This window comes from Streptomyces sp. SLBN-8D4, from assembly GCF_049739545.1.
GTDB classification, from domain to species: domain Bacteria; phylum Actinomycetota; class Actinomycetes; order Streptomycetales; family Streptomycetaceae; genus Streptomyces; species Streptomyces canus_C.
This window is the reverse complement of the sequence record NZ_JBMGQC010000001.1, coordinates 3047878-3069458: the sequence shown is the minus strand read 5'-3', so window position 1 is coordinate 3069458 and position 21581 is coordinate 3047878. Positions and strand designations below refer to the sequence as shown.

Below are 21581 nucleotides of genomic sequence, written 5' to 3'. Positions count from 1 at the left end.
GCTGCATGTTCAACATGTTCGAAGAACTCTTCGCGCCCGGCCGCAAGCACACCCACGACGAGCAGAAGCGGCTGGAGCTGACCCGCGAGGACGTCGGCGACGGCGACCCCGGACGCGGACCGATAGATCTCACGTCCGGGAAGGTCGTCGTCCGCAGGCCCAAGCCGGACGAGGACGAGGACTCGAACGAAGACGTGGGCGAGGACTTGAACGAGCGTCCGGCTAGCTGACCTGTATCTCCAGGATCTTGTCGTCCCCCGCCTTCGGGCTGCCGCGGCCGTCGGTGTTGCTGGTGACGAGCCACAGCTTGTCCCCGCCGGCGGAGACCACCGTGCGCAGCCGGCCGTACTCACCCTTCAGGAACGACTGCGGGTCGGCCGAGGCCGCCGTGCCCTTCAACGGGATGCGCCACAGACGCCGGCCCTTCAGGCCGGCCATCCAGATGGACCCCTCGGCGTAGGCGACACCGCTGGGGGAGGCGTCGTCGGTGTGCCACTGCGCTGTCGGGTTGTGGAACTGCTTGTCGTCCGACTTGCCCTCGGCCGTGGGCCAGCCGTAGTTGTCGCCCGGCTTGATCGCGTTCAGCTGGTCCCAGGTGTCCTGGCCGAACTCCGAGGCGAACAGCCGCTGTTTGGAGTCCCAGGCGAGGCCCTGCACATTGCGGTGGCCGTACGAATACACGGGGGAATCGGGGAACGGGTTGCCCGGGGCCGGGTCGCCCTCCGGGGTCAGACGCAGGATCTTGCCGCCCAGGGACTTGCGGTCCTGGGCCAGACCGGTGTTGCCGCTCTCGCCGGTGCCCGCGTACAGCATGCCGTCCGGGCCGAACGCGATCCGGCCGCCGTTGTGGATGAAGCCCTTCGGGATGCCCTTGAAGACGGTGTCGGGGGCGCCCAGCTGCTCGCCGGACGACTTCTGCTCGTCGTACACCATCCTGACGACGCGGTTGTCCGAGTCGGAGGTGAAGTAGGCGTAGACCATGTGGTCCGAGGCGTAGTCCGGGGACAGGGCGATGCCGAGGAGGCCGCCCTCGCCGGCCGCGGAGACCCCGGAGACCCGGCCCAGTTCCGTCTTCTTGCCCGACTGTCCGTCGACCCGGGTGATCGTGCCCTCGTCCCGGGAAGAGACGAGCAGGTCCCCGTCCGGAAGGGGGGCCAGGCCCCAGGGGGTCTTGAGGCCCTCGGTGACCGTGCGCACCACTTTCACCGAGCCCTTCGCCGGCGGGGTCGCCTCCGCGGCCTGCTGGGTGGGGGAGGACCCCGAGCCCGTACCGCTCGCTGAGGCGCTGTTCGCGCCGTCCGGCAGGACGCCGCCCCCTCCTCCGCCGTCGGAGGAGCAGCCGGCCGTCAGCAGGAGCGTGGTCGCGGCCAGCACGGCCGTCACAGCTCGACGATGCACGATCATGGTCCCTTCGAAGCGGCGGGTTCTACCTGTCATACACCGCTCGCCCCTCCCAGGTTCCCGATCTCCCGGACCCGATGCGCGCACCGGTTCCCGCACTGGTTCCCGCAAGGCCTGTGACGTGGGGGTCGGCAGGTGCTGCGCGGGTCGTGGCGGGTGTGGGGTGGGCAGGACTGCCGGTCTCGTGGCCCGTGGGGTGGCGGCAGGTTCCCTGGGCTGTGGCCGGGGCGTCGTGGGTGGGTTCGCCGGTCCCGCGGCCCCTGCGCAGTCGGCAGGCTCACTGATCCGGCCCGAGCGCTGCGGGCAGGTCTGCTGGTCGGCGGCGGGTGTGCGGTGGGTGGGCCCGCTGGTTCCGCGTTCCATGCGTGGTCCCAGGTTTGCTGGTCTGCGGGCCGGGGCGCTGTGGCCGGGGCTGCCGGCCGACGACCGGTGTGCCGTGAGCGGGCCGCCCAACCCCACACCCCCAGCACAGCCGCCGACTCGCCGCCCCGGCGCAGTCAGCCGACCGCTAGTCCCACGACCCCTGTGCCCGCGGCAGTGTCGCCACCTCCGTGAGGTCCTGGGCCGTCAGCCGCAGGGCGGCCGCCGCCGCGTTCTCCGTCGCCCATCGCTCCTGCTTGGTGCCCGGCACCGGGACCACGTGGTCGCCCTGCGCGAGTACCCACGCCAGTGCCACCTGAGCCGGGGTGACGGACTCTCCGTGGCGGGCCGCGATGCGGCGCAGGCCGGAGACGATGGGCTGGTTCGCGGCCATCATCTCGGCGGTGAAGCGGGGGTGGCGGGCGCGGACGTCGTCCGGTTCGAAGCCCTCGCCCGGGGTCAGGGTGCCGGTCAGGAAGCCGTTGCCGAGGGGCATCGCCGCGAGGAAGCCGATCCCGCGCGCCGCGCACCACGGCACCAGAGTGTCCAGAGCCTCCGGCGACCACACCGACAGCTCCGCCTCCACCGCGCTCACCGGGAAGACCTGCTGGACCCGCCGCAACTGCCGGATCGTCGCGTCGTACAGCCGGTTTCCGGAGCGGCGACCACCCCGTGCCCCCATCGCGCACAGCCCCAACGACCGTACTTTTCCGGCTTGTACGAGCTCCGCCATCGCGCCCCAGGTCTCCTCGACCGGAACCTCGGGGTCCTCGCGGTGCAGCTGGTAGAGGTCGATCACGTCGGTCTGGAGCCGCCGCAGCGACGCGTCGCACGCTCTTCTCACATAGCCGGGGCGGCCGTTGGCCACGATGTGCTGCTCGCCCACCAGCAGGCCGACCTTGGTGGACACGAACGCGTCCCCGCGCCGTTCCTTCAACACCCGCCCCAGCAACAGCTCGTTGGTGAACGGGCCGTACATGTCGGCCGTGTCCAGCAGCGTCGAGCCCAGATCGAGCGCTCGGTGCACGGCCCTGACCGACTCGTCACCCCGCTGCCGCGACCCGCTGTAGGCCCAGCTCATCGGCATGCATCCGAGTCCGACGGCTCCCACCGCGAGCGCCGCCGCGCCGATCGTCCTGCGCTCCACCTGCTCGTGACCCTCCCTCTTCCGGCCCCCAACCTAACCTCTGGGCCCCGGGACGCCTGACATAGCCTCCTGGCATGACTGCTGACGTGTGGCTCCCCATCCCGCCGGACGAGATCACAGGGCTCCCCGAAGGGCCCCACTACCTCTTCTGGGACGGGGGTGACGACGGCGAACAGGACTTCCCGGGGGACCCCGCGAACTGCGCCGTCTACGTCGTGCCCTACATGAAGCGACAGTCGGTGAAGATCCGGCCGCTGCCGTACATGACCAACCTCCGGCTCGTGCAGACGCTCACGGCCGGGATCGACGACGTCCTGGCCCGGCTGTCCGACATCGTGCCGGGCGTGCCGCTGTGCAACGCGCGTGGTGTGCACGAGGCCAGCACCGCGGAGCTGGCTCTCACCCTGACCCTCGCCTCGCTGCGCGGCATCCCCGAGTTCGTCCGCGCCCAGCAACAGGAGTCCTGGCAGGGCGCGTTCCGGCCCGCGCTCGCCGACAAGAACGTCCTCATCGTCGGCTACGGCTCGATCGGCTCCGCCATCGAGGACCGGCTCGTGCCGTTCGAGGTCGCGCGGGTGGCGCGCGTCGCGCGCTCCGCGCGCACCACGGAGCGCGGCCCCGTGCATCCGCTCGCCGAACTGCCCGCCCTGCTGCCCGAGGCGGACGTCGTCATCCTGTCCACGCCCCTCGACGAGACCACGCGTCACCTGGTCGACGCCCAGTTCCTTGCCCGTATGAAGGACGGCGCGCTCCTCGTGAACGTCGCCCGCGGCGCCGTCGTCGACACCAAGGCGCTGCTCGCCGAGCTGGAGACCGGCCGCCTCACCGCCGCCCTGGACGTCACCGACCCCGAGCCGCTGCCCCCGGGACACCCCTTGTGGCAGGCGCCGGGCGTACTCGTCAGTCCCCATGTCGGAGGACCCACCTCCGCGTTCCTGCCGCGCGCCAAGCGCCTGTTGGTGGATCAGTTGAACCGTTATGTGAACCAGGAGCCCCTGCGCAACGTGATCCTTACGACGGGATCAGACGGCGCGTGACGCGTACGAAGCGCGCTGTCGGGCGCGGGCGCGCAACAGGCGTGTAATCCGTTTCCGGTACCCTCCGCAACCCTTCGGACGCGTTCCGTGCTCGCATCGCCGCTGGTCGTCACGGAGAGTAGAGGAACTATGTCCCTGAGTGACGAGACTGGTGTATCGTCCCGACAGGGGCTGCGCCGCGCATCGTTCGGCGCCGGGGATGGACATTGCAGACTGTGAGGGGGGCGACGGGCGATGCACGGCCTATGGACCAACGATCCGACGCGGCGGGGCCGCCGGCTCCGACCCTGGCACACAGCCGCGCGCGGACGCGGCCACCACGCCGGTCACGGCGGTCACCACAGTTCTCATCACCGCAGGCACAACAGCCGCAGGAGGCATGCGCACCCGGCGCACCCGGACCCCCGGGACCCCGGAGCGGCGCGGACCGGGAGGGCCCGGTGAGCTCGCCCCCGTCTCCCACGACCACTCTCGACGGAGCGCTGCGGGCCCGGCCCGCAAGGGGGGCGCTGCCCTCCCGGCCGCCGGCCGCCCGTGGCGGCTCGAGCCTGGTCCACCAACTCCTCCTCGCCCTGGTGTGCGCGGGGTACGCCATCGGTTCCGCGTTCGACTGGGGTTCGCCCGAAGTGGCCTTGATCATGGGCGACTTCGGGCTGAGCGCCGCGGCGGCCATCGCCGCCGTGTCGTGCTTCGTCTACGCCCGCAACCCCCGGGTCCGCTTTCGACCCGCCTGGCTGCTCTTCGGGCTCTCCTCGACGATGGCGTCGCTCGGCAACCTCATCTGGGGGTGGTACGAGGTCGTCCTGGGCCGGGACGTGCCCGATCCCAGCTACGCCGACCTGTTCTTCCTCTGCTTCGCGCCGCCCGCGATCGTGGGGCTGCTGGTACTCGCCAAGCGGCCGGTGACGAAGGCGGGCTGGGTCTGCCTCGGCCTGGACGCCTGGCTGATCGGCGGCTCGCTGCTCACGCTCTCGTGGAGCCTCGCCCTCGCCCAGGCGGCGAAGTCCGAGGGGCCGAGCGTCGCTCATACCGCGCTGTCCCTGGCGTACCCGCTGATGGACATCGCCCTCGTCAGCATGGTCCTCGCACTGCACTTCCGGCGCTCGGCGGTCAACCGCACCGCGGTGAACACCGCGATCGGCGCGCTCGCCCTGACCGTGATGTGCGACGCCCTGTTCACCTCGCCGCTGCTGCACAACAGCTACCGCTCCGGCCAGTTGCTGGACGCCGGCTGGTTCGCCGGCTCCCTGCTCCTCGCCTACGCCCCCTGGGCCGCACCCCGACGCCCGGAGGGCGAGCTGAAGCGACCCGCCGGGCACACGCGCGTGGTGCGCGAGCACCTGCCCATGCAGCGGTTCGGGATCCAGCACCACCCGTCCGCGCAGGGAGCGCAGGGCGGTGACCACGGCCGGTATCCGGCCACCCGGCCCATCACCGGGTCGCTGGCCGCCCTCACCCCGTATCTCGCCGCCGCCGTCTGCACGCTGGGGATCCTCTACAACGTCCTCAACGGCCGCAGCGTGGACCGAGTGGTGCTGCTCACCGGCGGCACCGTCGTGCTCGCCCTCGTGGTGCGCCAGGGCATCATGCTGCTCGACAACATCACCCTCACCCAGGAACTCGCGCAGAAGGAGAACCACTTCCGCTCCCTGGTGCAGGGCTCCAGCGACGTCATCATGATCGCCGCGCCCAACGGCATCCTCCGGTACGTCTCCCCGGCCGCGGCCGGAGTCTACGGACGCCCCGCCGAGGAACTCGTGGGCACGGAACTGGCCGGTCTCATCCACCCGGAGGACCTGGGGTGCGTGGTGCACGAGGTGCGCCGCTTCCTCGCCGCCAACCCGCTCGAAGAACCCACCACGCGTATCGAGTGCCGCTTCCGGTCCGGGGACGGCGGCTGGCTCAACGTCGAGTCCACCGTCAACCGCCACCACGGCGGTCTCATCTTCAACAGCCGGGACGTGACCGAAAGAGTGCGCCTCCAGGCGCAGCTCCAGCACAACGCCGAGCACGACCCGCTGACCGACCTGCCCAACCGGGCCCTGTTCACCCGGCGCGTCCAGCAGGCCCTGTCCGGCCGCCGTTCCTCCGACCGCGGCACCGCCGTCCTCTTCATCGACCTGGACGGCTTCAAGGCCGTCAACGACACGATCGGGCACCAGGCCGGGGACGAGCTGCTCGTCCAGGCCGCCCGCAGACTGCAGGACGCGGTCCGGTACGGGGACACCGCCGCCCGGCTCGGCGGGGACGAGTTCGCCGCGCTGATCGTCGGGGACGGCACCCGTGACCGCACCGTCCGCGAGGGCAACATCCTGGAGCTCGCCGACCGCCTCAGGGTCACGCTCTCGCAGCCGTACCTCATCGACGGCAACGATGTCCGGGTCGCCGCCTCCATCGGTGTCGCCTTCGCCGAGCCCGGCCTCGGAGCGGGCGAGATCCTGCGCAACGCGGACCTCGCGATGTACCGCGCCAAGGCGGGCGGCAAGGGCCGCGTCGAGCTGTACGCGCCCCAGATGCAGCAGGACGTCGTACGCAAGGCGGAGCTGGCCTCGCGTCTGCGTGCCGCGTTGCACGACGGCGAGTTCGCCCTGCTGCACCAGCCCGTCGTCTGCCTGGAGGACGGCCGGATCACGTCGGTATCCGCCCAGGCGCGCTGGCGCTCCTCCCAGGGAGTGCTGTTCACGCCCGCCGAGTTCCTGCGGGTGGCCGAGGACAGCGAGAAGACGCAGGAGCTGGGCCGCTGGATCCTGGAGGAGGCCGTGGAAAAGGCCGCCGAGCGGGCCGCGGCCGGGCTCACCGTGCCCGTGGCGGTCCGGATGAGCGCCCAGCGGCTGCTGGACCGCTCCCTGCCCCTGGGCTCGGTCGAGGCGCTGCTGACCCGGCACGGGCTGCCGTCCGGCTCCCTGGTCATCGAGCTCTCCGACGCCGACCCCCGGGTCTCGCTGGACGAGCTGGAGCGCCGGCTGACCGCGATCCGGCGCGTCGGCGTCCGGATCGCCCTGGACGGCTTCGGCAGTGGCTACGCGGCGATCACCGCGCTGCGCAAGCTCCCCGTGGACATGCTCAAGCTCGACCGCAGTCTGGTCGAGGGCGTCGTGGAGTCGGCCAGACTGCACAAGATCACCAGTGGGCTGCTCAGGATCGCCGGAGACCTCGGGCTGCAGTCCGTGGCCGACGGGGTGGACCTTCCCGAACAGGTCGTCGCCCTGCGCGCGATGGGCTGCACCCACGGGCAGGGCATGGCGTTCTCAGGACCGCTGGACGAGTACCGGCTGCGCAGGGCGCTGGCCTCGGGGCACTATCCGGTGCCGCACGGCCCCGCGGAGCCCGCGTTCGCCGGCGGCGGGGCGGGGGTGTACACCGGAAGCATGTCGGCCGTACTCGGTGGTGGGAAGACCCTCCGCTCACATAATGAGACTCCCGTCCCACCCACTTGACAGTGAGTGCGTGCCGGGGGGAGGGTCAGTCTCATGCGCACCCGAATTCTCGTACTTGGAAAGCGCGTCGGCTGACGCTGAGCCACAGACCGCTCAGCGATCCCCACCCGGCGCGCTCCCCTCGCTTGCCTTCTGGCACGAGGGGTTTTTTGTTGCCCAGCCTCCCCACCTCAGCTTCACACCCTCAGCATCGAGAAGAGAATGACGATGACCGAGCAGGCCACCGGGGCCCATCCGCAGCCGCGGCCCCGATCCGGAGGACAGCAGTCCGCCCCCGAGCACGTCACGGGCGCGCAGTCCCTCATCCGCTCTCTCGAGGAGGTCGGCGCCGAGACGGTATTCGGGATCCCCGGCGGTGCCATCCTTCCGGCGTACGACCCGCTGATGGACTCCACCCGGGTGCGCCACGTCCTGGTCCGTCATGAGCAGGGCGCGGGTCACGCGGCCACCGGTTACGCGCAGGCCACCGGCAAGGTCGGTGTCTGCATGGCGACTTCGGGCCCCGGTGCCACCAACCTGGTCACCCCGATCGCGGACGCCCACATGGACTCGGTGCCGCTCGTGGCGATCACCGGGCAGGTGGCCTCCAAGGCGATCGGCACGGACGCCTTCCAGGAGGCGGACATCGTCGGCATCACCATGCCGATCACCAAGCACAACTTCCTCGTCACCAAGGCCGAGGACATCCCGCGGGTCATCGCGCAGGCCTTCCACATCGCCTCCACCGGGCGCCCCGGGCCGGTCCTCGTCGACATCGCCAAGGACGCCCTCCAGGCCAAGACGACGTTCTCCTGGCCGCCGGTCATGGACCTGCCCGGCTACCGCCCGGTGACCAAGCCGCACGCCAAGCAGATCCGCGAGGGCGCCAAGCTGATCACCCAGGCCAAGCGGCCCGTCCTCTACGTCGGCGGCGGGGTCATCAAGGCCGGCGCCACCGCCGAGCTGAAGGTCCTCGCCGAACTCACCGGAGCCCCCGTCACCACCACCCTGATGGGGCTCGGCGCATTCCCCGACAGCCACCCGCTGCACGTGGGAATGCCGGGCATGCACGGTGCGGTCACCGCCGTCACCGCGCTGCAGAAGGCCGACCTGATCGTCGCCCTCGGTACCCGATTCGACGACCGCGTCACCGGCAAGCTGGACAGCTTCGCCCCGCACGCCAAGATCGTCCACGCCGACATCGACCCGGCCGAGATCGGAAAGAACCGCGCCGCGGACGTGCCGATCGTCGGGGACGCCCGCGAGGTCATCGCCGACCTGGTCCAGGCCGTCCAGAAGGAGCACAGCGAGGGCCAACAGGGCGAGGCCGCCAGGTCGAGGTATGCAGCCTGGTGGAAGGACCTGAACCGCTGGCGCGAGACCTACCCGCTCGGCTACGACCTGCCCGCCGACGGCTCGCTCTCCCCGCAGCAGGTCATCGAGCGGATCGGGCAGCTCGCCCCCGAGGGCACGATCTTCGCGGCGGGCGTCGGCCAGCACCAGATGTGGTCCGCCCACTTCATCCAGTACGAGAAGCCCGCCACCTGGCTGAACTCCGGCGGCGCCGGAACCATGGGCTACGCGGTCCCGGCCGCGATGGGCGCCAAGGCCGGCATGCCGGGCAACACCGTCTGGGCGATCGACGGCGACGGCTGCTTCCAGATGACCAACCAGGAACTGACCACCTGCGCCCTGAACAACATCCCGATCAAGGTCGCCATCATCAACAACGGCGCCCTCGGGATGGTCCGCCAGTGGCAGACCCTCTTCTACAACCAGCGCTACTCCAACACCGTGCTGCACAGCGGCCCCGAGGACATCAACCCGGACGCCAAGGGCACGCGCGTGCCGGACTTCGTGAAGCTGTCTGAGGCGATGGGCTGCGTGGGCCTGCGCTGCGAGCGCCCGGAGGACCTGGACAAGGTCATCGCGGAGGCGAACTCCATCAACGACCGCCCCGTCGTCGTGGACTTCATCGTCCACGAGGACGCGATGGTGTGGCCGATGGTCGCCGCCGGCACCTCCAACGACGAGATCATGGCCGCCCGGGACGTCCGCCCCGACTTCGGCGACAACGAAGACGACTGAGAGCCGTAAAGGAAGCAGATCATGTCCAAGCACACGCTCTCCGTCCTGGTGGAGAACACCCCGGGCATCCTGGCCCGGATCGCCGCCCTCTTCTCCCGCCGCGGCTTCAACATCGACTCGCTCGCGGTCGGTGTCACCGAGCACCCCGAGATCTCCCGGATCACCATCGTGGTCACGGTGGTCGAGGAACTGCCGCTGGAGCAGGTGACCAAGCAGCTCAACAAGCTCGTCAACGTGCTGAAGATCGTCGAGCTGGAAGCCGGTTCCGCCGTTCAGCGCGAACTCGTTCTGGTGAAGGTGCGCGCCGACAACGAGACGCGCTCCCAGATCGTCGAGATCGTCCAGCTGTTCCGCGCCAAGACCGTCGACGTCTCCCCGGAGGCCGTCACGATCGAGGCCACCGGCAGCAGCGACAAGCTGTCCGCGATGCTGAAGATGCTGGAGCCCTTCGGCATCAAGGAACTGGTCCAGTCCGGCACGATTGCGATCGGCCGCGGCTCCCGTTCGATCACGGACCGCTCGCTGCGCGCACTCGACCGCAGCGCGTAAGGCGGCATACGGGCGGCCCCGGCCGCCCGTATGCCGAGACCCCGAAACTTCATCCCAGTCCGCCGTCATACGGTGGGGCGCAACACCTGCACACCAAGGAGAGAACCCAAAGTGGCCGAGCTGTTCTACGACGCCGACGCCGACCTGTCCATCATCCAGGGCCGCAAGGTCGCGGTCATCGGTTACGGCAGCCAGGGCCACGCCCACGCGCTGTCGCTCCGTGACTCGGGTGTCGACGTGCGTGTCGGTCTGCACGAGGGCTCCAAGTCCAAGGCCAAGGCCGAGGAGCAGGGCCTGCGCGTGGTGACGCCGTCCGAGGCCGCCGCCGAGGCCGACGTCATCATGATCCTGGTGCCGGACCCGATCCAGGCCCAGGTCTACGAGGAGTCCATCAAGGACAACCTGAACGACGGCGACGCGCTGTTCTTCGGCCACGGCCTGAACATCCGCTTCGACTTCATCAAGCCCCCGGCGAACGTCGACGTCTGCATGGTCGCCCCCAAGGGCCCGGGCCACCTCGTGCGCCGGCAGTACGAGGAGGGCCGCGGCGTTCCGTGTATCGCGGCCGTCGAGCAGGACGCGTCGGGCAACGCCTTCGCGCTCGCGCTGTCGTACGCCAAGGGCATCGGCGGCACCCGCGCCGGCGTCATCAAGACGACCTTCACCGAGGAGACCGAGACCGACCTGTTCGGTGAGCAGGCCGTTCTCTGCGGTGGCACGGCCGCGCTGGTCAAGGCCGGTTTCGAGACGCTGACCGAGGCCGGCTACCAGCCGGAGATCGCGTACTTCGAGTGCCTGCACGAGCTGAAGCTCATCGTCGACCTCATGTACGAGGGCGGCCTGGAGAAGATGCGCTGGTCGATCTCCGAGACCGCCGAGTGGGGCGACTACGTCACCGGCCCGCGGATCATCACCGACGCCACCAAGGCCGAGATGAAGAAGATCCTCGCCGAGATCCAGGACGGCACCTTCGCCCGTGAGTGGATGGCCGAGTACCACGGCGGTCTGAAGAAGTACAACGAGTACAAGCAGCAGGACTCCGAGCACCTGCTGGAGACCACCGGCAAGCAGCTCCGCAAGCTGATGAGCTGGGTCGACGAGGAGGCGTAAGCCTCGTGTGACGGGCCGGAGCGGCTGCGCTCCGGCCCCGTTGTCCATCCCGTCGCATCACGGACGGGTGATCCTTCCGCAGAGGCGTAAGACGACCTCCGCCGCGCCACTACACTGGCGCACAACATACGCGTCAGGCCCACAGCGTCGTGCGTCTTCCACGCGGCCAGTACCCTCCACCGCCTGCGGCCGTCGGGACGGCCGTCCGCACGCAATGGACTTGTGAGGACTCACGTGAGCTCGAAACCCGTCGTACTCATCGCTGAAGAGCTGTCGCCCGCGACTGTGGACGCGCTTGGCCCCGACTTCGAGATCCGGCACTGCAACGGAGCGGACCGAGCCGAACTGCTCCCGGCCATCGCCGACGTCGACGCGATCCTGATCCGCTCCGCCACCAAGGTGGACGCCGAGGCCATCGCCGCCGCGCACAAGCTGAAGGTCGTCGCACGAGCCGGCGTCGGCCTGGACAACGTCGACGTCTCCGCCGCCACCAAGGCCGGCGTGATGGTCGTCAACGCCCCCACCTCGAACATCGTGACCGCCGCAGAGCTCGCCTGCGGTCTCCTGGTCGCCACCGCCCGCCACATCCCGCAGGCCAACGCCGCGCTGAAGAACGGCGAGTGGAAGCGCAGCAAGTACACGGGCGTGGAGCTCGCCGAGAAGACCCTCGGCGTCGTGGGTCTGGGCCGGATCGGCGCGCTGGTCGCCCAGCGCATGTCCGGGTTCGGCATGAAGGTCGTCGCCTACGACCCCTACATCCAGCCCGCCCGCGCCGCCCAGATGGGCGTCAAGGTGCTGTCGCTCGACGAGCTGCTCGAGGTCTCCGACTTCATCACCGTCCACCTCCCCAAGACCCCCGAGACCGTCGGCCTCATCGGCGACGAGGCGCTGCGCAAGGTCAAGCCGAGCGTGCGGATCGTCAACGCCGCGCGCGGCGGGATCGTCGACGAGGAGGCGCTGTACTCCGCCCTCAAGGAGGGCCGGGTCGCCGGTGCCGGTCTCGACGTGTACGCGAAGGAGCCCTGCACGGACTCCCCGCTGTTCGAGTTCGACCAGGTCGTCGCCACCCCGCACCTCGGCGCCTCCACCGACGAGGCCCAGGAGAAGGCCGGTATCGCCGTCGCCCGCTCGGTGCGCCTCGCGCTCGCCGGTGAGCTGGTGCCGGACGCGGTGAACGTCCAGGGCGGTGTCATCGCCGAGGACGTCAAGCCGGGCCTGCCGCTCGCCGAGCGCCTCGGCCGCATCTTCACCGCGCTCGCCGGCGAGGTCGCGGTCCGCCTCGACGTCGAGGTGTACGGCGAGATCACCCAGCACGACGTGAAGGTGCTGGAGCTCAGCGCCCTCAAGGGCGTCTTCGAGGATGTCGTCGCCGAGACCGTGTCGTACGTCAACGCCCCGCTGTTCGCGCAGGAGCGCGGTGTCGAGGTGCGGCTGACGACCAGCTCCGAGTCGGCCGACCACCGCAATGTCGTCACCGTGCGCGGCACGCTCGGCAGCGGCGAGGAGGTGTCGGTCTCCGGCACGCTGGCCGGGCCGAAGCACCTCCAGAAGATCGTCGCGGTCGGCGAGTACGACGTGGACCTCGCTCTCGCCGATCACATGGTCGTCCTCAAGTACGAGGACCGTCCCGGTGTCGTCGGCACGGTGGGCCGGGTCTTCGGCGAGGCCGGGATCAACATCGCCGGTATGCAGGTCTCGCGTGCGGTCGCCGGTGGCGAGGCGCTCGCGGTCCTGACCGTCGACGACACGGTTCCCGCCGGGGTGCTGACCGAGGTCGCCGAGGAGATCGGGGCGACGTCGGCCCGTGCGGTGAACCTGGTCTGACGTCTCACGGCTTCACGACATGAGGCTGGGCGGACCGAGCACTCTCGGTCCGCCCAGCCTCATGCTTATGCGAGTGACTTATCCGGTTCCGGCTGCTGCGTCTCCTTCCGCACCTCGACGCCTCGCAACGTCAGCGCCGCCAGGCCCGCGGCCAGTGCCAGCAGCACCGCCCCCGCGATCGCCGCGCCCTGCATGCCGCTGGTGAACGCCTCCCTGGCCGTCGTCGCCAGCCCCGGCACCCGGCCGGCCACCGCCAGCGCCCCACCCAGCGTCTCGCGGGCCGCGTCCGGCGCCGACGCCGGCATCTCGTGGCGGTAGACCGCGGTACCGATCGATCCGAGCACCGCCATGCCGAGGGCGCCGCCGAACTCGGTGCCCGTCTCCAGCAGGGAGGACGCCGAGCCCGCCCGCTCCAGCGGTACCGCCCCCAGGGCCAGGTCCGTCATCTGGGAGATGACCATGACGATCCCCGAGGCGAGCACGGCGCAGGCGGTCAGCACCAGCCACATGGAGTCCGTACCGGCGAAGGCGAGGAGGCCGAAGCCGCAGGCGGCGATGGCGAAACCGGCGGTCACCACGTGGGCGCGGTGCACGCCCTTCTGGACCAGTGAGGTCGTCACCGGGGCCACCATGCCGATCGGCACCGAGGGCAGCAGCGCCCACAGGGCGGCTTCCAGCGCGCTCTTGTCGAGCACCGACTGGAGGTACTGCGTGGTGAAGACGGCCGAGCCCATCATGCCGAACGCGGAGATCAGGTTCAGGACGACCGCGGGGGCGAAGCCGCGGCCTCGGAACAGGGCCGGGGAGATCATCGGGTTCGCGGCCGTGCGCTGGCGGCGGACGAAGAGGGCCGTGAAGAGCAGGCCGACGGTGATCGAGACGACGTAACGGACGTTCCAGCCCTCGGAGGGGATCTCCTTCAGGCCGTAGACGACGGGCAGTACCGCCGCCATCGACAGCGGGACGCTCGGCCAGTCGAAGCGGCCCGGGGCCGGGTCCTTCGACTCGGGCAGCAGGATCGGGCCGAGGACCAGCAGCAGCGCCATCGCGGGCAGGTTGATGAGGAAGACCGAGCCCCACCAGAAGTACTGGACCAGGACGCCGCTCATCACCGAGCCGAGCGCGATCCCGGCCGTCATCATGCCCGACCAGATGCCGATCGCCTTCGCGCGCTGGGCGGAGTCGGTGAACATCGTGCGGATCAGAGCCATCGTCGACGGCATCAGGGTCGCGCCGCCGAGGCCGAGCACCGCGCGGGCCGCGATCAGCATCTCGGCGCTGTGCGCGTACGCCGCCACGAGGGAGGCCGCGCTGAAGGCGACCGCGCCGATCAGCAGCAGCCTGCGGCGGCCGATGCGGTCGCCCAGGGAGCCCATCGTCATGAGCAGGCCGGCCAGGACGAAGGCGTAGATGTCGAAGATCCACAGTTGTTGGGTGCCGCTCGGTTCCAGGTCCGCGCTGATCGCCGGGATGGCGAAGTAGAGGACGGAGACGTCCATGGAGACCAGGAGCAGCGGAAGCATCAGGACGCCGAGTGCGGTCCATTCGCGGCGGCCGGCCAGGGAACCACCGGCAGGAGTCGGGTTCGTCATACCGGTGACTATACGAACGTCTTAAACGTTTGTCTATGACGCTTGTATAAATCGTTTGTCTAGATAGGCTGGGCGCATGGGACATCGCGAGGATCTGCTCGAAGGCGCCAAGCGCTGCCTGCTGGAGAAGGGGTTCCTGCGCACGACCGCGCGGGACATCGTCAAGGAGTCGGGGACGAACCTGGCATCCATCGGCTACCACTACGGGTCGAAGGACGCGCTGCTCGGGCAGGCGTACATCGCGCTGGTGGAGGACATGTCCTTCGAGGGGGGCGACGGATTCACCACTGCGCCCGGCTCGCTGGAGCGTTTCCGGGAGGTGTGGGCCAACATCGTCGACACCATGCGGGGGCCCGGCTCGATGTGGCGGCTCAGCCTGGAGATCATGGGCATGGGTGACCAACTGCCCGAGGTGCGCGACCAGTTGGCGCGTGCACAGCGCGAGGGCGGACGTGGCCTGGTCTCCATGCTCATGGGCGTGCCGGAGGAGGAGGTCACGGACGAGACCGCCGACACCCTCGGCCGGTTCTATCTGGCGCTGATGACCGGGCTCATCGGCCAGTGGGCCTTCGATCCCAGGAGCGCGCCCGACGCGGACACCCTCACCGAGGGCCTGCGCCAGGTCATCGAGGCCGCCACGCGCGCGTGACCCGCCCCTCCCGCATCTCCAGCACCCGGTCCGCGACATGCCGTACGACCGCACGGTCGTGGCGGATGAACAGGTACCCGGGGCCCAGTTCGTCCTGGAGGCCGGCGAGGAGATGGAGGCTGACGACCGCGACCTACAGCCGCGCCCCCTTCAGCGCCATGTGCAGCAACAACCGGTCCTCCCCGTCGTCCAGGTCCAGGCCCGTGAGCTGTTCGACGCGGGAGAGGCGGTAGTAGAGGGTCTGGCGGTGGATGCCCAGTTCCGCGGCGGTGCGGGCGGCCTGGCCCGCGCAGTCGAGGTAGGTCTCGGCGGTGCGGGCCAGTTCGCGGTGGGCGGGGGAGAGGAGGGGGCGTACGACAGGGTCGTGGGCCGTCTCCGGGGGGAGTGAGGTCAGCAGGCGGTACGGGCCGATGCGGGACCACTCCGCGACCGGGCCGAGCCGGGGTTCCGCGAGGGCGGCCCGGGCCGCGGCCGACGCCTCCTGCCAGGCGGGGGCCAGCTCGGCGAGGCCCACCCGCGCGGCGGCGACCCCGGCGGCGACGGCGACCGGGCCGGCCGCGCTGTCCCGCGCCGTGCCCGAGGACGGCGTACCGCGCACGGCGCCGGGGGTGAGGCGGACCGGTCCGGCGCTGCTGCCGCCGGCCGGTCGCTCGGCGTTGCTCCGTGAGCCGCCCGGTCCGCCGTCGCCGCTTCCGGCCGACCTGCCGTCGTCCGGTCCGCTGCCCTTGTTCTCGGCGGACGGCGGCCGGCCCGTGCTCGGCTCGCCGCCGCGCGTGCCGCCGCTCCCGGTCTCGCCGTAGACGCCCCCGCTCCTGTCCACACCCCGCGCCCGCTCCAGCAACCGGGCCGCCGCCGCGTTCGCCGGGGTCAGTGTGTCCGTCGCCCGCAGCCGCACCAGCACGGCAAGCGACTGGGCCGAGACGCCCCACGGCACCGTGCACGAGGCCGTCGCGTGCGGGACCGTACGGGCCGACGGGGCGTCCTCCGGGTCGGCGGACGGCCACGGGGCGACGCACACCACGGCGTACGGGCCGTCACCGCGGGACCCCAGTGCCGTGCGCAGGGCCGCCACCGCCATGTCGGCCTGCCAGCCGCGCTCGGCGGTCAGCACCGCCCGCAGCTCCCGGCTCAGGTCGGCCCCGTGCTGCGCCTCGTCCGCGAGCAGCGCGCCGATACGGGCCGTCACCCGCATGGCCGCCTCCAGCTGCCCGTCGGTCGGACCGGGGTCGGAGTCCAGGAGCCAGACGTAGCCGAGGACAACGCCCCGGTGGCGTACGGGAAGGCAGATCCGCCCCCGGTACACCCCCGCCTCCGGGGTCGGCGGAATCCGCACCGGGGCGGAAGCCCGAGTGATGCCGAAACCCTCGAACCAGGTCCGGACCGCGGCCGTGGAACGCCGGGTCAGGATCGAGCGGGTGCGCACGGGGTCCAGCGCCGACGGATCGAGGTCGCCCTCACTGTCGTACGCACCGAAGGCGATCAGCTCGAAGTCGCGGTTCTCCAGGGTCGCCGGTACGCCGAGGAGTTCCGAGATCTCGTCGACCAGCTCCTGGTAGTCACCTGCGCGGTGGAAGGCTGCGGCATCGGACGTCACCCGGGCATTCTCCCGCAATTCCGCGGCTCTTCATACATCTGTCTGAGATCTGCGGCACGGATGCGTGACAGCTGTCGATGGCCGACGATCGGAGGGATCCTTAGGTTTCACGGTGGTTCTATCTGCTGGTTTGTGGAGGTGCCCCGTGCTGGGTCCCGTGATTCTTGCCGCGTCGCGCAGCGACCGGATGCGACGCCTGATCTCGGCGGCCCCGGTCACCAAGCAGGTGGTCGACCGCTTCATCCCCGGCGAGACAGTCGACGAGATCGTCCCCATCGTCCGGGAGCTCACCTCGCGGGGCCTGGAGCTGACCATGGACGTGGTCGGCGAGGACATCACCACCCCCGAGCAGGCGGAGGCCGCCCGGGACGCCTACCTCGCGCTCGTCGACCGGCTCGGGACGCTCGAACTGGGTACCAGGGCCGAGATGTCCGTGAAGCTGTCGATGTTCGGCCAGGCGCTTCCCGGGGGACACGAGCTGGCCCTCGCGAACGTCCGGCCCGTCGTCGAGGCCGCCGCGGCCATCGGTACGACCGTCACGCTCGACGCCGAGGACCACACCACCCTCGACTCGATGTTCGCCATCCACGAGGAACTTCGGAAGGACTTCCCGCAGACCGGCTGTGTGATCCAGGCCTACCTCTTCCGCACCGAGGCCGACGCCCGCCGGCTCGCCGCCGCGGGCAGCCGGGTGCGGCTCGTGAAGGGCGCGTACAAGGAGCCCGCGGAAGTCGCCTACCAGCAGAAGCACGAGATCGACAAGGCGTACGTCCGGGCCCTGCGCATCCTCATGGAGGGCGAGGGATACCCGATGGTCGGCTCCCACGACCCGCGCCTGATCTCCATCGCCCAGGAACTCGCCCGGCAGGCGGGCCGCAAGCCCGACGAGTACGAGTTCCAGATGCTCTACGGCATCCGCGGCGACGAACACCTGCGCCTGGCCGCCGAGGGCCACCGCATGCGCGTCTACACCGCCTACGGCACCGACTGGTACGGCTACTTCATGCGGCGGCTCGCGGAGAAGCCGGCGAACCTGCGTTTCTTCGTCCGCAGCATGATCAGCAAGGGCTGAGCCCGAACACCCGCTCAAGTTCAAGGAGTTACGGATCTCATGGACGCTGTGACCCAGGTCCCCACCCCCGTCAACGAGCCGGTGCACGGCTATGCCCCCGGTTCGCCCGAGCGGGCCCGGCTGGAGGTGAAGCTCAAGGAGCTGGCCGAGAACCCGGTCGACCTGCCGATGACCATCGGCGGTGAGAAGCGCCTCGGCGGCGGCGAGCCCTTCCAGGTCGTGCAGCCGCACAACCACAAGGCCGTCCTCGGCACCTTCCGCAACGCCACCCAGCAGGACGCCCGCGACGCCATCGACGCGGCCCTCGCCGCCGCCCCCGCCTGGCGTGCGATGTCCTTCGACGACCGTGCCGCGATCATCCTGCGCGCCGCCGAACTGCTCGCCGGCCCGTGGCGCGAGACGCTGGCCGCCTCCACCATGCTCGGCCAGTCCAAGACCGCCCAGCAGGCCGAGATCGACACCCCCTGCGAGCTGGTCGACTTCTGGCGCTTCAACGTCAAGTACGCCCGTGACCTGCTCGCCGAGCAGCCCCCGGCCAACGCCCCGGGCGTCTGGAACCGCCTCGACCACCGGCCCCTCGAAGGCTTCGTCTACGCGATCACGCCGTTCAACTTCACGGCGATCGCGGGCAACCTGCCGACCGCGCCCGCGCTCATGGGCAACGTGGTCGTGTGGAAGCCGTCCCCGACGCAGACCCACGCCGCCGTGCTGCTGATGCAGCTCCTGGAGGAGGCGGGCTTGCCCAAGGGCGTCATTAACCTCGTCACCGGCGACGGCATCGAGGTCTCCAAGGTCGCCCTGGAGCACCGGGACCTCGCGGGCATCCACTTCACCGGGTCCACCAAGACCTTCCAGCACCTGTGGAAGACGGTCGGCGCCAACATCGAGAAGTACCGCACCTACCCGCGTCTGGTCGGCGAGACCGGCGGCAAGGACTTCGTGGTCGCTCACCCCTCGGCCGACCGCGCCATCCTCAAGACCGCCCTGACCCGCGGTGCCTTCGAGTACCAGGGCCAGAAGTGCTCGGCGACCTCCCGGGCCTACATCCCGGCGTCGATCTGGAACAGCGGTTTCCGCGAGGAGTTCGCCGCCGAGGTCGACGGCATCGCCATGGGTGACGTCACCGACCTGGCCAACTTCATCGGCGCGGTCATCGACGAGCGGGCCTTCGCCAAGAACAAGGCCGCCATCGACCGCGCGCAGTCCGACCCCACCTGCACGATCGTCGCGGGCGGTTCCTACGACGACTCGGTCGGCTGGTTCGTCCGCCCGACCGTCGTCGAGTGCACGGACCCGGAGAACGAGGTCTTCACGACCGAGTACTTCGGCCCCTTCCTCGCGGTGTACGTCTACGAGGACGACCGGTACGAGGAGATGCTGACCCAGATGGAGTCGGCGTCCGACTACGCCCTGACCGGCTCGGTCATCGCCCAGGACCGCGCGGCGGCCGCGTACACGATGGAGAAGCTGCGCTACGCGGCCGGCAACTTCTACATCAACGACAAGTCGACCGGTGCCGTCGTCGGCCAGCAGCCCTTCGGCGGCGGCCGCGCCTCCGGCACCAACGACAAGGCCGGCGCTCCGCAGAACCTCCAGCGCTGGACCCTGACCCGCGCCATCAAGGAGACGCTGGTCCCGCCGACCGACTACCCGTACCCGCACATGGGCTGACGCCCGTCGGACACCTTGAGGGGCCGGGCTGCTGCCCGGCCCCTTCTTCTTCGTCTTCGGTGAAACCGCAGGTCAGCGGGGTGTGATCCACTCCGCCGTCTCAGATAGTAGGAAGTCCGAGTAATTGTGGCGACAGACCGGCCCTCCTCCCTTAGCTTTGTAGGAGCCGAACGTCTCGCTCGATCAAGCGAATGGCGGTCGTGAGCCGGGCCCCGCGCAGGCAACCCCTGCGGTCCGTCGCTCCCCGCCCCTTCCGGCGTCTCGTTGTCCCCTTCCCGGAAATTCGAAGGAGTCGATTTCTCATGGCCGAGACGACCGCCCGCCGTCGAGTCCGTCACACCTCCCGTACGAGCGAGTCCGACCGCAAGAACGCCGCCGCAGCCCTGCAGCGCGCCCTCGACCGCCGTGACAACGGCGGCTCGACCGGTCACTGACCGGTCCCTCACAGTCGGGAGCCGCCCCCGTACGAGGTGTGGCGCGGGTCCGTCAGGCCCCGCGCCGCACCTCGAAACGGTCGATGCGCTCACCGCTCTGCGCGAGCGCCGACACCGTCAGCCGAGGCCTGGCCCCGCTCTCCGCCTCCACCGAGAGCAGCGAGAACCCGCGGTAGCGCACCCGTGACCACTCCACGGTCTCCTTGTCGGGCTGCTGCGACTTCGTCCACCGAAAGGTCTCGACGGACTCGTGGTCGTGCACGCGCCCCTCGTAGCTCTCCTTCACCCCCGCGGGGAAGCCGTACAGGTCACGGCCGCCCCCGCCGGCCGTGACGTACACGATCCCGTCCCGCGTCGGGTCGGTGGCCCCGCCGACCGGTACCGCCCGGCCGACCTCACCGCCGCGGATCGCGTCCGTGCGCTCGTACACGTGGTTGTGCCCGTTGATCACCAGGTCCACCCGGTGCTTCTCGAACAGCGGCAGCCACGCGGCGCGTACCCCGCCGTCGGAGGCGTGCGAGGACGTCGAGTACGCGCAGTGGTGGAAGAAGACGACGACGAAGTCGATCCCCTTGGCGGCCCGCAGCTCACCGAGCCGCTTCTCCAGCCACATCGTCTGCTTCCCGTCCGTGTGGCCGAAGTTGGCGGGGATCTCGTACGACACGTCGTTCGCGTCCAGGGCCACGACGCCGACGTTGCCGTAGGTGAAGGAGTACACGCCCGGGGTCGAACGCGGGTCGAAGCCGCTGTCCGGGAGGGACCAGCGGGCGAGCTGGCCGCCGTAGCCGTCGGGGGAGTACCAGGCCTCCATGTCGTGGTTGCCGGTGGTGACCATCCAGGGCACGCTCCGCGCGACCTCCTCGTTCTGCTTGAGGAAAAGGTCCCAGAAGCCCGGGTCGTAGCCGTCCGACTTCAGGCCCTGGCCGTTGCCGTCGGCGTAGCAGATGTCACCGGCGTGCAGGTGGAAGGCGGGCTTCTGGCGCAGCAGGAGGTTGTCGTTGGCGGCCGCGGCGGTGCCCACTCCCTGGTCGCCGAAGGCGGTGAAGACGAACTTCTCCGGGCTCGCCGGGGCCGTACGGAAGCCGGTGATGGTCGAGCGGTGCTTCGCGTCCGCCGGGTCGAAGCCGTCGTGGCCGACGCCGTAGTAGTACGTGGTGCCGGGGCGCAGCCCGTCCAGGGCCGCGTGCAGGTAGTACTGGTCGAGGGCGAGGCGTACGCCGGTCTGCCCCGGGGTGTGCAGGTCGCGCAGCTCGGCCTCGATCCTGCGGCTCAGGTCGTCGGGGCTCAGGCCGACGCGGACGTACGGCTTCCTGACCGCGAGCGGGACCTGCCACGAGATCCGCATCTGGGTCTTCGGGTCGGCGCCGAAGGCGAGATGGCGGCCGAAGGGGGAGAGGGCGGAGCCGTGCACCTTCGTCGTCGAGGGCGCGGGCGAGGGCGCGGAGCCGGCGGTGGACGTCCCTTCGGTGGAACAGCCCGTCAGCAGGCCGCCCGCCACCGCCCCCGCGGTCACCAGCGTGCGGCGCCGGGTCAGCTTCGTCCGCAGGTACTCGTGCTGCTCGGCCATGCTGAGGCGGCGCGCGAGCCGGGGCGGAATGCCGAAGTCAGGGAGGTCCATGGCTGTGAAGTTCCCAGGG

At 70.4% G+C, this 21581-nt stretch carries 16 protein-coding genes; 11 read left to right on the top strand and 5 right to left on the bottom strand.

Annotated elements, in window-relative coordinates:
* Window positions 1-5 precede the first annotated feature (5 nt).
* Window positions 6-230 carry a DUF6191 domain-containing protein gene (locus RKD20_RS13390; protein ID WP_424877925.1) on the top strand — a complete coding sequence of 75 codons (225 nt, stop codon included), beginning with the start codon at window positions 6-8 and terminating at the stop codon, window positions 228-230.
* Here RKD20_RS13390 and RKD20_RS13385 read toward each other — a convergent pair.
* Window positions 223-1404: a PQQ-dependent sugar dehydrogenase gene (locus RKD20_RS13385; protein ID WP_424877924.1), complete on the bottom strand. Its 1182-nt coding sequence runs from the start codon at window positions 1402-1404 to the stop codon at window positions 223-225. The genes RKD20_RS13390 and RKD20_RS13385 overlap by 8 nt on opposite strands.
* Before the next feature lie 505 nt (window positions 1405-1909).
* On the bottom strand, window positions 1910-2908 hold the full coding sequence (locus tag RKD20_RS13380; protein ID WP_424877923.1) for an aldo/keto reductase: 999 nt from the start codon (window positions 2906-2908) through the stop codon (window positions 1910-1912).
* Window positions 2909-2982: 74 nt separating this feature from the next.
* Between RKD20_RS13380 and RKD20_RS13375 the strand changes: the two genes are divergently transcribed.
* The 6 genes from RKD20_RS13375 (at window position 2983) to serA (ending at window position 12932) form a co-directional block, all read left to right on the top strand.
* A complete protein-coding gene (locus RKD20_RS13375; protein ID WP_424877922.1) occupies window positions 2983-3945 on the top strand; it encodes a 2-hydroxyacid dehydrogenase in 963 nt (320 codons plus the stop codon).
* Between the two features lie 440 nt (window positions 3946-4385).
* Window positions 4386-7382, top strand: a complete 2997-nt coding sequence (locus RKD20_RS13370; RefSeq protein WP_424877921.1) for a putative bifunctional diguanylate cyclase/phosphodiesterase — start codon at window positions 4386-4388, stop codon at window positions 7380-7382.
* Between the two features lie 207 nt (window positions 7383-7589).
* The gene (locus RKD20_RS13365; RefSeq protein WP_424877920.1) at window positions 7590-9449 is read left to right on the top strand and encodes an acetolactate synthase large subunit; all 1860 of its coding nucleotides are present in this window, start codon (window positions 7590-7592) and stop codon (window positions 9447-9449) included.
* A gap of 21 nt (window positions 9450-9470) precedes the next feature.
* Entirely contained in the window at window positions 9471-9998 is a 528-nt protein-coding gene (ilvN, locus tag RKD20_RS13360; RefSeq protein ID WP_351989570.1) for an acetolactate synthase small subunit, read from the top strand.
* 111 nt (window positions 9999-10109) lie between these two features.
* On the top strand, window positions 10110-11108 hold the full coding sequence (gene ilvC, locus RKD20_RS13355; RefSeq protein WP_329267666.1) for a ketol-acid reductoisomerase: 999 nt from the start codon (window positions 10110-10112) through the stop codon (window positions 11106-11108).
* A gap of 234 nt (window positions 11109-11342) precedes the next feature.
* Window positions 11343-12932: a phosphoglycerate dehydrogenase gene (gene serA / locus RKD20_RS13350; RefSeq protein ID WP_424877919.1), complete on the top strand. Its 1590-nt coding sequence runs from the start codon at window positions 11343-11345 to the stop codon at window positions 12930-12932.
* Between the two features lie 65 nt (window positions 12933-12997).
* Here the strand turns inward: serA and RKD20_RS13345 are convergent, their stop codons facing one another.
* On the bottom strand, window positions 12998-14524 hold the full coding sequence (locus tag RKD20_RS13345; RefSeq protein WP_424877918.1) for an MFS transporter: 1527 nt from the start codon (window positions 14522-14524) through the stop codon (window positions 12998-13000).
* Between the two features lie 76 nt (window positions 14525-14600).
* On the opposite strand from RKD20_RS13345, the gene RKD20_RS13340 reads away from it, so the two are divergent.
* Window positions 14601-15173, top strand: coding sequence for a TetR/AcrR family transcriptional regulator (locus RKD20_RS13340; protein WP_424877917.1), 573 nt, complete (start codon window positions 14601-14603; stop codon window positions 15171-15173).
* A 133-nt stretch (window positions 15174-15306) separates the two neighbouring features.
* On the opposite strand, the gene RKD20_RS13335 is transcribed toward RKD20_RS13340, so the two are convergent.
* Window positions 15307-16785 carry a PucR family transcriptional regulator gene (locus RKD20_RS13335; protein ID WP_424877916.1) on the bottom strand — a complete coding sequence of 493 codons (1479 nt, stop codon included), beginning with the start codon at window positions 16783-16785 and terminating at the stop codon, window positions 15307-15309.
* Window positions 16786-16912: 127 nt separating this feature from the next.
* Here RKD20_RS13335 and RKD20_RS13330 point away from each other — a divergent pair, with 127 nt between their 5' ends.
* From RKD20_RS13330 to RKD20_RS13320, 3 genes are all read left to right on the top strand, one after another.
* Window positions 16913-17839 (top strand): proline dehydrogenase family protein, encoded by a 927-nt coding sequence (locus RKD20_RS13330; protein WP_424877915.1) that lies wholly within the window; start codon window positions 16913-16915, stop codon window positions 17837-17839.
* Between the two features lie 39 nt (window positions 17840-17878).
* Window positions 17879-19510 carry an L-glutamate gamma-semialdehyde dehydrogenase gene (pruA, locus tag RKD20_RS13325; RefSeq protein WP_424877914.1) on the top strand — a complete coding sequence of 544 codons (1632 nt, stop codon included), beginning with the start codon at window positions 17879-17881 and terminating at the stop codon, window positions 19508-19510.
* A 302-nt stretch (window positions 19511-19812) separates the two neighbouring features.
* Window positions 19813-19944 carry a hypothetical protein gene (locus RKD20_RS13320; RefSeq protein WP_020121043.1) on the top strand — a complete coding sequence of 44 codons (132 nt, stop codon included), beginning with the start codon at window positions 19813-19815 and terminating at the stop codon, window positions 19942-19944.
* 52 nt (window positions 19945-19996) lie between these two features.
* On the opposite strand, the gene RKD20_RS13315 is transcribed toward RKD20_RS13320, so the two are convergent.
* The gene (locus tag RKD20_RS13315) at window positions 19997-21562 is read right to left on the bottom strand and encodes a purple acid phosphatase family protein (protein ID WP_424877913.1); all 1566 of its coding nucleotides are present in this window, start codon (window positions 21560-21562) and stop codon (window positions 19997-19999) included.
* Between the last annotated feature and the right edge of the window lie 19 nt (window positions 21563-21581).

Bases quoted from the DNA above. Each gene is read 5' to 3' on its own strand.
- RKD20_RS13390 (WP_424877925.1), top strand. From the start codon at position 6: ATGTTCAACATGTTCGAAGAACTCTTCGCGCCCGGCCGCAAGCACACC.
- RKD20_RS13385 (WP_424877924.1), bottom strand. From the start codon at position 1,404: ATGATCGTGCATCGTCGAGCTGTGACGGCCGTGCTGGCCGCGACCACG.
- RKD20_RS13375 (WP_424877922.1), top strand. From the start codon at position 2,983: ATGACTGCTGACGTGTGGCTCCCCATCCCGCCGGACGAGATCACAGGG.
- RKD20_RS13365 (WP_424877920.1), top strand. From the start codon at position 7,590: ATGACCGAGCAGGCCACCGGGGCCCATCCGCAGCCGCGGCCCCGATCC.
- ilvN (WP_351989570.1), top strand. From the start codon at position 9,471: ATGTCCAAGCACACGCTCTCCGTCCTGGTGGAGAACACCCCGGGCATC.
- RKD20_RS13345 (WP_424877918.1), bottom strand. From the start codon at position 14,524: ATGACGAACCCGACTCCTGCCGGTGGTTCCCTGGCCGGCCGCCGCGAA.
- RKD20_RS13340 (WP_424877917.1), top strand. From the start codon at position 14,601: ATGGGACATCGCGAGGATCTGCTCGAAGGCGCCAAGCGCTGCCTGCTG.
- pruA (WP_424877914.1), top strand. From the start codon at position 17,879: ATGGACGCTGTGACCCAGGTCCCCACCCCCGTCAACGAGCCGGTGCAC.
- RKD20_RS13320 (WP_020121043.1), top strand. From the start codon at position 19,813: ATGGCCGAGACGACCGCCCGCCGTCGAGTCCGTCACACCTCCCGTACG.
- RKD20_RS13315 (WP_424877913.1), bottom strand. From the start codon at position 21,562: ATGGACCTCCCTGACTTCGGCATTCCGCCCCGGCTCGCGCGCCGCCTC.